Below are 11,933 nucleotides of genomic sequence, written 5' to 3'. Positions count from 1 at the left end.
CTTGGCTAGCCCGCCGAACTGCTGTGCGGGCTCCACGTACCTCAACGCCGATTTCAGATCGCTCCAACGTATGAATGATTGCTATTCAGTTAGTGCTTGTTGGTCGTTTGGATTTTCAATCTTCGGGGGTAGAAGGGCCCTTACGGGTTTTTGAAAACCGGCGTGATCATGGGGCGACGGTTGTCCTGCAAGCGATGCCTGTGTCAGCCACTGCGACATCAACCTAGCAAGCGCTCAGACTGTTCTAACGGCAATGAGCACTCTGCGTATTTGAGCTGAGGTGATCCGATAGCATTCAACGGCGATAGGGAACTGTCGCAGGCGATTTTTCGAGAAGAAGATTGTTGAGCCTTAGACTGGGGGCATCCCTTTCAAACCATCCAAAGCATGCCCTCAAATATGCCCCCAATGTAGCAATCCACTGAAAGTGAATGGATCTCCACGGTCTATGAAAAGGCGGAAATGATCAGCCAAACAGCCTGCCCAGCGAAGCCTAAAGACTCTCAGGGTCACCAAAAAACATCTGGATTCGCGAACGCAGCCATCGTTCCCCTGGATCGTTGTCCTGGGAACCGCGCCAGGCCATGTGCAGCTCGAACGTGCGCGACTCGATGGGCAGTTCTTCGGCCCGTACGCCGCCTGCGGCGGTGAGCACCGCGGCGGCGTAGTCCGGGACGGTGGCGACGATGTCAGTGCCGGCGATCAGTGTCGCCAGGCCGTTGAATTGCGGCACGGCAAGCACGACGTGGCGCTTGCGGCCGATCTTCTCCAGGTACTCGTCGATGAATCCGCCCAGGTCACCGGCAAACGACACCAGTGCGTGGGGACGCGCGCAGAAATCATCCAGCGTGATGGCGCCGGGCATGGAGTCGGCGCGCAGCAGTTTCGGTTTGCTGCGACGAAGCACCTTGCGTTTGGCGTTGGCGGGCAGGTCGTCGGTGTAGCTGACACCGATGGAGATTTCGCCGGAGGACAGCAGCGCCGGCATCAGGATGTAATTGGTCCGGCGCACCACCAGCACAATGCCCGGCGCCTCGGAACGCAGGCGCTTGAGGAGCGATGGCAGCAGTGCGAATTCGACCTCGTCGGACAGCCCGATACGGAACACCGCGGTGCTGGTGGCCGGGTCGAAATCGGCGGCGCGGCTCACGGCCGTGGAAATGGAATCCAGCGCGGGGGAGAGCAGGCCGAAAATTTCGACGGCCCGAGCGGTCGGCTCCATGCTGCGTCCGGTGCGCACGAACAAAGGATCGTCGAACAGTCCGCGCAGACGAGACAGCGCAGCACTGATGGCCGGCTGGCCGAGGAACAGCTTCTCAGCGGCACGCGTGACACTGCGTTCATGCATGAGGGTTTCGAACACGATGAGCAGGTTGAGGTCGACGCGACGCAGGTCGTTGCGGTTCATGACGGGGGTCTCGGGGACATGGGTCAATACGTGGGCGGCCAACAGGGGGCCAGCCAGGTGTTCGGCTCAGGTTCGGATATTAAGGGTAAACACCGATTGTCCGCATCGTTAAATTCATCTGCAAGCATACAAACGTGTTAGCCATCACGCCCGTCGATGATGACCGATGAAACCTTCCGCCATGCCCTGTGCCCAATTCATAAGCGCCTGATGGGCGACAGAGGCCTGCAGCCCCGGGCATTTTTCGCGCCACAGGCATGAGCGTTCATCCGGAAATGGCCCTTCGGGTTGCAATGTCCGGGCGAGCGAACAAGAATGTCCGCCTTGAAGACGTGAGCATTCGATGGTTATCTAATGACCGCCTTTCAGCAACAGAATCGATGACAGGCATGTCGACTATTAATAGCCACTGATAGTGTTACCGGCAGAGCCCGGATAGAGTTCATGGCATCAAGGTTCATAAGGCGAGGTTCGAAATGTCCCGCACGATCCGTTTTCATCAGTTTGGCCCGGCCGAGGTGCTCAAGGTAGAAGAGCTGCCCGTCGCGTTGCCGGCACCCGGTGAGGTGCAAGTACGCGTCCAGGCGATCGGCGTTACCTGGTACGACGTGCTGTGGCGACAAAATCTGGCTTCTTCCCAAGCACGGCTGCCTGCAGGTCTAGGCGCCGAAATGGCCGGCGTGGTGACTGCCGTCGGTGAAGGTGTTGCCGATCTGAAAGTCGGCGACAAGGTCGCAAGCTTCCCTTCGGCCGACCCTAACGTACACCCGGTGTATGGCGAGCTGATCGTCCTGCCACGCACCTCCGTCACCCGTTATCCGGACGTGCTGACGCCTAACGAAGCGGCCGTTCACTACACGCCGTTGCTGGTGGCGTACTTTGCGTTCGTCGAACTGGCCCGCGCCAAGCCTGGGCAGACTGCTCTGGTCACTGACGCCAGCCATTGCGCCGGCCCTGCGTTTCTGCAACTGGGCAAGGCGCTCGGGATCAAGGTCATTGCTGCGACCAAGACCGAGTCGTGCCGCGAGTATCTGTTGAAGATGGGCGCGGACAAGGTAGTGGTCACCGAAGAGCAGGACCTGCTCATGGCGATCAACAAATACACCGACAACCGTGGCGTCGACATCGTGCTCGATGGTCTGGGCGGTCCACAGATGTCGATGCTGGGTGATGTGTTGGCGCCCCGCGGCAGCCTGATTCTCTATGGCCTGCAAGGCGGCAACCAGACGCCATTCCCGGCGTGTGCGGCGTTCCAGAAGAACATCCAGTTCTTCGTGCATTGCGTGGGTAACTTCACCGGCAAACCTGAGCTTGGGATTCAGCAGGACGAGGACGCAGTCAAGCGTGCGCTGCGCGACATCAATCAGCTGACCGCAGACCGGGTACTGGTGCCGCAGATCACCAAGGTGTTCCCCTTCGATCAGTTGGTGGAAGCACACCGTTTGATGGATGGTTGCCCGGTCGGTGGCCGTGTAGTGGTTGAAGTAGAGCCTTCCTGAGCGCAAGTCACCGCGCGTGTAGAGTGTTCGACGCCCCAGGCCAGGCGTCGACGTTGAGGAGTCGGTCGCCGCGTCTGGTGTCCGCCCCGTCTGTCAGGGCCACGCTGTATTCGACGAAGCCTTCCCGAGCAATCAGGAAGGCTTTTTGTTTATAAGGTCAGTGGATCACGAAACTCAAGTTTAAAACGTGAACGCGAGTGCCGGTGCCGTGCGGGCCGTTAATGACCTGTCGATAATAAACAGCGTTGTTTAATCATTAAACGTTCGGTGATGTTTCTGACAGGTATTCATTGTCGGATCTGTACCTTGTAATTGTTTTTCAGACACCGATAATAGTTCAATCATTATTGCTCAAGGAACGAGTTCATGATTGCTTCTTCATTGCTTTCGGTCATGCCTGTTTGCCGAAGTGTCGTCAGTGCAAATGCCCTCTGGATCGGCGATTGCAAGCTCACGCCCCGGCGCGGGCCGTGCGACGCGGCCTATGGCACTGTCTCGCCCGACGCCAGCTCGATGAACCCATGCCCCATCAATTGTTGATGTCCACACGGTATGTTTCGCGCCGTTATTCCCGGCGCTGATATGTGATCACCTTTAAAGGCGGCCATCGGTCGCTTAAGTGTGATGATCTTGCTGACGCTGTATTCAGGTAGTGACGTTATGAGCTCCATGCATGAGCAGGCCATGAACTATGTCTATCAACAAGTTCTGCAACGCCTGATGAATTACTTCAACCGGGCCGAGCGAACCGGACTGCAATTATTGATTCAACGTTTGATCGTCGCGGCGGGTGGCATGGAGCGCATCGGCAGTTATACCGTGCTGGTGGCCTTCAGCGGCGGCAAGGACAGCGCCTACACCGTTGCATTCCTGCGCGCGGCGCAGCTGAGCATCGCGGGCAGGGCACCCACCACCTTCAAACTGCGCATCGCGACCATGCGCCATGCGGGGATCACCTCTGCGGTCATGGACAACATTCATCGCTGTTACTCAGCGCTGTTTCTTCATGATGATCCACGGGTGGAACTGCTGGTGGTCGATCAACAGTACGTCCAGACCTTCGAGCCGGACCTGCCGTTTTCCAGCGCCGGGCGCGAGCAGAACCGTTCGGACATGCTGCTGGGCGGACACATGACGGCCGGGGATGCCAGGACCACGTTTTGTAACAGCTGTTATTTGGGCATGGCCGATTTTCTGGGGCGGGCCGCCTCCTGGGGTCAAGGCGTGGACGCCGTGCTCAGCGGTGACTCGCTCAAAGAGCAGAAGCAATACGCGACCTGGATCATGCGTCTGGCGAGGCGCAGCGGGCAGACCGTCGCGAACTGGCACACGCTGGGTTTCAGTGCCGCCCTCAACGCCATCGACAACGTCGGGCGGGCGTACTACCGCGAGTTGTACGGCGAGCAGTCCCGCTCGGGTGGCTATGTTCGCCCGCTGGGTTACCCGAACAAGCCCGTGACGCCGGCCTTCCTGACCGTTGCCGACCTGATGGGCTTCAAGGTCGACGAACACTGGTCGCTGCTGACGGATTTCCTGGGCTTCCGGTTCGATGATCTGGCGTTCAGCTTCAGTGAGTCCGATTGTGCCAACCCGTTGCTCATGGCGCACATGCGCGGGCTCAAGGCCGAGTTCGTGCAGGGCCGTGAGTATGGCGAAGGCATTGCCGAATACCTGGAGCTGGCAGCCGCCATGATGCGCCGCAAGCAGATGCCCGGACGCCTGATCGAGCAGGCCCTGGCCGCTTACGATACGCCGGCCAGGCTGGAAGAACGCCGGGCACTGGCCGCCGGGTACGCGCAGGAAGCCTTCGCCCTGAGCGAATCGCAGTTGGTGTGCCTGCTGTTCGCCCCGTTCGTCGATGCCGGCGCGCAGTTGGAGCCATTCCTGCGCCGTTGTCACCCGGGCATGCTGGTGGCGCGCGGCGAACTGCACAAGGCGCTGTCGGGTCAGGTGGCGCCGGATCAGGTCGTTCAGTGGCTGGTGGAGGTCAGCGGACTGAGCCTCAAGGGCCTGCAGAATCTGTACGGCAAACGGCGCGTGGACTTCACCGATGACAGCTCGATCATCGCCCGGGTGCGCGCCAGCGATCCTGACAAACACCGCGTGATGACGGTGGACCCGCAGACCGGCAATCCCGTCTCGGAGCTGATCTCCGGCCGTTGATGCCTGAGGCGTGCCGGTTCTGCCTCGGCGCTGTGCTGCAATCGTGATTTTTCCAATGACCCTGCGCTCGGGCGCAAGGATGGGGTGTGTGCGATGAATAACAACAAGACCGATTTTGCCTATCAACTGGTGTACCGCTATCTGCTCAGGCTGACCAACGAAACGCCGCCGGGACCTGCGGTGCGCCTGCCATCCTTGCGCCTGCTGGCCAGACGCCTGCGGGTGTCGATCTCGACGGTGCAGAACGCCTACTCGCTGCTGGAGAAGGAAGGGCGGATCTGCTCGGTGCCCAAGTCCGGTTATTTCGCCTTGCCTCACCCGTGCAACGACATTCCCTGCGAGGGCGACGATGCGCTGCAGCGCTATCACGCCAGCGCCCGGCGTGCGGACATGTTTGTTTTCGGCGCCGACGAGCCGACGCTGTTGCAGTCGCTGGACGGCGCGTTGCTGGGGCTGGAGCGCGACCTGATGCGCCACTATCCCTGTCAGCCAGACCCGCGTTTTCAACCGTTCGGCGACGTCGAGTTGCGCTCGGCGCTGGCCGCGCACTACACCTCTTCCACGGAGCATTGCTGGCACCCGGATAACGTGTTCGTCGCGCCCGACAAGACCGCAGTGCTCAAGACTGTCGTCCAGGCGCTGCAGCTGCAGGACAGCGCGGTGCTGGTCGAATCGCCGTGCGGCTGGAATATCCTGCGCACGCTGCAATCGTTCGGCATCCGTGTGATCGAGGTCTGCAGCGACGCACACGGCGGCATTGATCCCGAGGAGCTCGGCGGGTTGTTGCAGCACGAGCAAGTCAGAATGGTGATTCTGCCTTCGCAGATGGACCCGGTTCGCGGCCGGATGATGCCGGCCGAACAGCGTGCACGGCTCGCCGAGGTGTTGAATCTTCATGGGGTCTGGGTGTTGGAGGACGACACCCATGGCGCGCTGTGTTTCGATCGGCAGAACCCGCCATTGCGGGACCTGATCGATCCTGAGCGCCTGCTGATCGTCGGCGCCTTCGACAAGGTGATTGGCCTCGAGGCGCCGTTCGGCTACCTGCTCAGCCGGCATTCCCGAGCCCTGTGGCATCAGCAATTGCTGCTGCGTTCGTTTCGCCTGCCGCCGATTCGTCAGAAGGCGATCGCCCGACTGTACAGTACTGGTCAGCTGGATCGACACCTGGAGGTCTTGCGTTCGAGCCTGCAGGCCCGCGTTGGCGAGTTGTCGGCGATGGTGGAGCACTACTTGGGCGACGACGTCGGCTTTCAGGCACCGCAAGGCGGCGCAACGATCTGGCTGAACAGCCTTCACCGGGTCGACATGGGTCGCGTCTTCGAGCGCCTGCTCGAACAGCGTATTGTCGTCGCGCCGGGCGAGCTGTTCAGTGTGCGCGGCCTGCATCAGCAGAGCCTGCGGATCAGCGGGACGGCGGACTGGAGTCAGGACATCGAATCGATGCTGGTCGTGATCAAAGGCGCTCTGGTTCAGGAGCGCCTGGCCTAGCGCGATGTCGGGCGGTGTCGACATCCGGGCAGCGTCGCGGTCGGCGTGTTTTTCCACCCTGGCGCCGCCATCGATCCATTTCCATTTGCCAGCCACGATGTCAGCTGTTATCTGTACGTCCGTCCAGTACCGCCATGCTCCGGCCAGCCGCTTTCGTGATTCCCGATACCTCTACCCGACCTGACGCCGACAATGCCGCGCCGCCCGCGCAGTCGCCCGTTGCCCTCGATCCGCCATCCGGTTACCGGATCGCGGTGCGCGAGCTCTGCGAGTTCACCGCCAAGACCGGCGATCTGGATCTGCGCTTCACCCCTTCGCCGACGGCGCAGGAGGGCATTGCCGGGCATCGTACGGTCGCGGCACGGCGCAATCCGGCGTATCAGGCCGAAGTGGCGTTGTCCGGCTGCTTCCATGAGTTGACCGTTCGGGGCAGGGCGGATGGCTACGACGCCACGCTTAACCAGTTGGAAGAGATCAAGACCTACCGTGGCGACCTCGACGCCCTGCCTGCCAACCATCGGCAATTGCACTGGGCGCAGGCCAAAGTCTACGGGTGGCTGTTGTGCCAGCAGCTCGAACTGGCCGAGATCAACGTCGCGCTGGTCTATTTCAACATTATCAGCGAACAGGAAACCCTGATTCGCGAGCGCTTCACCGCGCCGCAATTACAGACTTTTTTCGAGCAGCAGGCGAGCCTGTTCCTGACGTGGGCGCGCCAGGAACTGGCTCACCGTGAAGCACGCGACCAGGGGCTTAAGGCGCTGGCGTTTCCCCACCAAGGCTTCCGTCATGGCCAGCGCCACCTGGCCGAGTCGGTCTATAAAGCCGTGAGTACCGGTCGTTGCCTGATGGCTCAGGCGCCGACCGGCATCGGCAAGACCATCGGCACGGTGTTTCCGATGCTCAAGGCGGCGCCGACACGCAAACTGGACAAGTTGTTCTTCCTCACGGCAAAGACGCCGGGGCGCAAACTGGCGCTGGATGCGCTGGACGTCATCGGACGCAGCGCGCCGCAGTTGGGCTTGCGAGTGCTGGAACTGGTGGCGCGGGACAAGGCGTGTGAGTACCCGGACAAGGCCTGCAACGGTGATTCCTGCCCGCTGGCCAAAGGGTTTTACGATCGGTTGCCTGCCGCGCGCAGCGATGCGCTGATTCAGCCCTGGCTGGATCAGGCAGGGCTGCGCCAGGTCGCCTTGCGCCATGAGGTGTGCCCGTACTATTTGAGTCAGGAGCTGGCACGCTGGGCGGATGTGGTGATTGCCGATTACAACTACTACTTCGACCTCAGCGCTTTACTGTTCGGGCTGTGTCAGTTCAATCAATGGCGCGTGGCGGTTTTGGTGGACGAGGCGCACAACATGGTCGAGCGCACGCGGCAAATGTACAGCGCAAGCCTGGATCTGCACGCCATGAACCAGGTGCGACAGGTGGCGCCGGAGCCCCTGAAAAAAGCGCTGCAACGGCTCAATCGCGAGTGGAATGCGCTGCACAAAGAGCAGGTCGCGCCGTATCAGGCGTACCCCGAAGCGCCGACCCGGTTTCTCAATGCGCTGAGCCTGTGCGTGACCGCCTTTGGTGACTATTTCAACGATCATCCCCACGCAGCCAGCGGTGAGCTGCAGCGTTTCTACTTCGACGCAATTCAGTTCGGGCGTATCGCCGAGCTGTTCGACGCGCATTTTCTGTTTGATATCAGCAAGCGCGACGTCGGCAGCAAACGCGCGCTGTCGCGCCTGAGCCTGCGCAACGTGGTGCCTGCCGGTTTCGTCCGCCCCCGGCTGAGCGCCGCCGTCAGCACAGTGCTGTTTTCCGCCACCCTCAACCCTCGGCACTTTTACCGCGATCTGTTGGGGCTGCCTGAAACCACAGCCTGGATCGATGTGGAATCGCCGTTCCAGCGCGCGCAGCTGGAGGTGCAGATTGTCAGCCGCATCTCCACGCGCTACACCCATCGGCAGGCGTCGCTGGCGCCGATCGTGGCGCTCATGGCCGAGCAGTTTCAGCGTCGGCCCGGTAATTACCTGGCGTTCTTCAGCAGCTTCGACTACCTGCAACAGGTCGCCGAACTGATGCAAAGCAGCCATCCGCAGGTGCCAGTGTGGCTGCAGTCGCGCGGCATGGCCGAAGCCGAGCGGCACGCCTTTCTCGAGCGCTTTACCCCGGACAGTCAGGGGATCGGCTTCGCGGTGCTGGGCGGAGCGTTCGGTGAAGGCATCGATCTGCCGGGGGCGCGGTTGATCGGCGCGTTCATCGCCACGTTAGGGCTGGCGCAGATCAACCCGGTCAATGAGCAACTGAAACAGCGCATGAGCCTGTTGTTCGGCGCCGGATACGACTACACCTATCTGTACCCGGGCATGCAGAAAGTGGTGCAGGCCGCAGGCCGGGTCATCCGTGGTCAGGAGGACAGCGGGGTGGTGGTGCTGATCGACGATCGTTTCGCCGAAAGCAAGGTCCGGCAGCTGTTGCCCGCCTGGTGGGCGCTGTAAGCTGGCATCCGCTCAATTGTCTCAAACGGTTACGGATCGATAGCCGAGCACGGCGGTCCAACTGCCAGTAAACTGCCGCGCGGTCGGTGTTTGCCGGTTTCCCGATGTCTGTTTTTTCTGTCAATTCATCTTTTATTTCATCCACGGAGGTTTCGCATGAGTATCAGTCCATTCGCGGGCAAACTGGCGCCTGCAGAATTGCTGGTCGATCTTCCTCGCCTGGTGACGGCGTATTACATCGGTCAGCCGGATGCGTCGGTCGCCACCCAGCGGGTTTCCTTCGGCACTTCCGGGCACCGTGGCAGCTCCTTCGACCTGAGCTTCAACGAATGGCACGTGCTGGCCATCAGTCAGGCCATCTGCCTGTACCGCCAGGCCAATGGCATCGACGGCCCGCTGTTTCTCGGCGCCGATACTCACGCGTTGTCGACCCCCGCCGCGGCGACCGCGCTGGAAGTGCTGGCCGCCAATGGCGTCAACGTGATGATCTCCCAGGATGACGAGTACACGCCGACACCTGCGGTCTCTCACGCGATCATCTGCTACAACAAAGGCCGCAGCACTGCGCCCAATTCCGGCCTGGCTGACGGCATCGTCATCACCCCGTCGCACAACCCGCCAGAGAGCGGCGGTTTCAAATACAACCCCACCAACGGCGGCCCGGCCGACTCGCACATCACTAAGTGGATCGAGAACAAGGCCAACGAACTGCTCGCCGAGAAGATCGTCGGCGTGACCCGCATGAGCCACGAAAAGGCGCTGCGCGCCGACACGACCCATCGCCATGACTACCTCAACACCTATGTCGCGGACCTGAAAAACGTCATCGATATGGACGCCATCCGTGGCGCGAATCTGCGCCTGGGCGTCGATCCACTGGGTGGCGCGGGCGTACGTTACTGGTCGGCGATCGGTGAGCATTACGGCCTGAATCTGGACGTGGTCAACACGTTCGTCGATCCGACTTTCCGCTTCATGAGCGTGGACTGGGACGGCAAGATCCGCATGGACCCGTCGTCGAGCTTTGCGATGCAGAGCCTGATCGGACTCAAGGATCGCTATCAGGTCGCCTTCGCCTGCGACCCGGATCACGATCGCCACGGCATCGTCACGCCGACCGGTGGCTTGCTGGCCCCGAACAATTATCTGGCGGTGTCCATCGACTACCTGTTCCAGAACCGTCCTGACTGGCGGGCCGATGCAGCCGTGGGCAAGACCGTGGTCAGCAGCGGCATGATCGACCGCGTGACCCAGCGTCTGGGCCGCCGCTTGTATGAAGTGCCGGTGGGCTTCAAGTTCTTTGCCGAAGGTTTGTATGAAGGCACCTTGGGCTTCGGCGGCGAAGAGAGCGCCGGCGCGTCGTTCCTGCGTCGCGACGGCAGCGTCTGGACCACCGACAAGGACGGTCTGATTCCGGCATTGCTGGCGGCTGAAATCCGGGCGCGCAAGGGCCGCGATCCAAGCGAGATGTACAAGGCGCTGACCGACGAGCTTGGTGAGCCTGTCTCGACCCGGGTCGAAGCGAAGGCCAATTTCGAGCAGAAGGCTTTGTTGAGCAAGCTGTCGCCTGAGCAGGTGACTTCGACGGAGCTGGCGGGCGAGAAAATCACCAGCATCCTGAGCAAGGCGCCAGGTAACGATCAGGCGATCGGCGGCTTGAAAGTCATGACCGAAAACGGCTGGTTCGCGGCGCGGCCTTCGGGGACTGAGGACATCTACAAGATCTACGCCGAGAGCTTCAAGGGCGAGGATCACCTCAAGCGTCTGGTGGCCGAGGCGCAAGTATTGGTGGATGCGGCGATTGCGCCCAAGTGATCCGAGCGGGCGCCAACCGGCTGCTGAACGCCTGGAAGGGTAAACGCCCTCGCGCTTTCGCGAGCAAGCGCGCCCCTGCAGGGTTGTAGCGTCTGGGAATGAACCCTTTGCCAATAGCCGGAAACGCAAAAAGCCCCGATTGCCTGGCAAGTCGGGGCTTTTGCTTATTTCACTGCCGTGGTCGGATCAGGCCACGTCCACCAGAACGATTTCGCTGTCCTCGATGGCGGTGACGCGCAACACGCGTTCCTGTTCCACCGCGACACCATCGCGGGCCCCGGCGCGCAGGCCGTTGACTTCGATGATCCCGGTTGCGGGCACCAGGTACGCACGACGACCCTCGTCCATGGCGTACTCGGCCGTCTCACCGGCTTTCAGATTGGCCGCCACCAGACGGGCATTGGCACGGATGCGCAGTTCAATGTCGTCGTCCGCCTTGCCGCTTGCCAGCGTCACGAACCCTTCGCGGTTGCCTTTGGGGAAAGGCTTGGCGCCCCAGGAAGGCGGAGCACCGACCTCGTCCGGCATGATCCAGATCTGGAAAATGCGGGTTTCCTTCGACTCCAGGTTGTACTCGCTGTGGGCCACGCCGGTGCCGGCACTCATCACTTGCACGTCGCCCGCTTCAGTCCGGCCGCGGTTGCCCAGGCTGTCTTCGTGGGTGATCGCACCTTCACGAACGTAAGTGATGATTTCCATGTCGCGGTGCGGATGACGGGGGAAGCCAGTGCCGGCTTCGATCACGTCATCGTTCCATACCCGCAGCTGGCCCCAGCTCATGCGGCTTGGGTCGTAGTAGTTGGCGAACGAGAAATGGTGGTGAGCGTTCAGCCAGCCGTGGTCTGCGCCGCCCAGGGATGTGAAAGGTCGAAGTTGCAGCATGATCAGTTCCTCCATTAGCAGGGCCGGGCCGTTTCGCTGGGCACCGCTGGTTAGTCGTTGGAGCCATGATCAATCAATTTAACATCGATAAAAAGCGTAAGTTTTGCGTGATTATGATCGAAATACTAGATAGCTGGTCCCTTGCTACTTTGAGCCTTTACCTGCCCTTGATCGGCTAAGCCCATG

Annotated in this window: 7 protein-coding genes; 5 read left to right on the top strand and 2 right to left on the bottom strand. The window is 61.1% G+C overall.

What is annotated here, in order from left to right; translation table 11 throughout:
- Nucleotides 1-493 precede the first annotated feature (493 nt).
- Complete coding sequence (locus QRN36_RS18340) at nucleotides 494-1,408, bottom strand: LysR family transcriptional regulator (RefSeq protein WP_285425353.1); 915 nt, start codon at nucleotides 1,406-1,408, stop codon at nucleotides 494-496.
- 476 nt (nucleotides 1,409-1,884) lie between these two features.
- On the opposite strand from QRN36_RS18340, the gene QRN36_RS18335 reads away from it, so the two are divergent.
- The 5 genes from QRN36_RS18335 (at nucleotide 1,885) to pgm (ending at nucleotide 10,865) form a co-directional block, all read left to right on the top strand.
- On the top strand, nucleotides 1,885-2,907 hold the full coding sequence (locus tag QRN36_RS18335; protein WP_285425352.1) for a zinc-dependent alcohol dehydrogenase family protein: 1,023 nt from the start codon (nucleotides 1,885-1,887) through the stop codon (nucleotides 2,905-2,907).
- Between the two features lie 660 nt (nucleotides 2,908-3,567).
- Nucleotides 3,568-5,070 (top strand): hypothetical protein, encoded by a 1,503-nt coding sequence (locus tag QRN36_RS18330; protein WP_285425351.1) that lies wholly within the window; start codon nucleotides 3,568-3,570, stop codon nucleotides 5,068-5,070.
- 93 nt (nucleotides 5,071-5,163) lie between these two features.
- The gene (locus QRN36_RS18325) at nucleotides 5,164-6,561 is read left to right on the top strand and encodes a PLP-dependent aminotransferase family protein (RefSeq protein ID WP_285425350.1); all 1,398 of its coding nucleotides are present in this window, start codon (nucleotides 5,164-5,166) and stop codon (nucleotides 6,559-6,561) included.
- Between the two features lie 248 nt (nucleotides 6,562-6,809).
- On the top strand, nucleotides 6,810-9,050 hold the full coding sequence (locus QRN36_RS18320) for an ATP-dependent DNA helicase (protein WP_285425420.1): 2,241 nt from the start codon (nucleotides 6,810-6,812) through the stop codon (nucleotides 9,048-9,050).
- A gap of 156 nt (nucleotides 9,051-9,206) precedes the next feature.
- On the top strand, nucleotides 9,207-10,865 hold the full coding sequence (pgm, locus tag QRN36_RS18315) for a phosphoglucomutase (alpha-D-glucose-1,6-bisphosphate-dependent) (protein WP_285425349.1): 1,659 nt from the start codon (nucleotides 9,207-9,209) through the stop codon (nucleotides 10,863-10,865).
- A gap of 186 nt (nucleotides 10,866-11,051) precedes the next feature.
- Here pgm and QRN36_RS18310 read toward each other — a convergent pair whose 3' ends face one another.
- A complete protein-coding gene (locus QRN36_RS18310) occupies nucleotides 11,052-11,747 on the bottom strand; it encodes a pirin family protein (RefSeq protein ID WP_285425348.1) in 696 nt (231 codons plus the stop codon).
- Between the last annotated feature and the right edge of the window lie 186 nt (nucleotides 11,748-11,933).

It is taken from the genome of Pseudomonas sp. efr-133-TYG-103a, from assembly GCF_030209235.1.
GTDB lineage: Bacteria > Pseudomonadota > Gammaproteobacteria > Pseudomonadales > Pseudomonadaceae > Aquipseudomonas.
The sequence above is the reverse complement of the archived record's forward strand: the minus strand, read 5'-3'. Positions and strand labels throughout refer to the sequence as shown.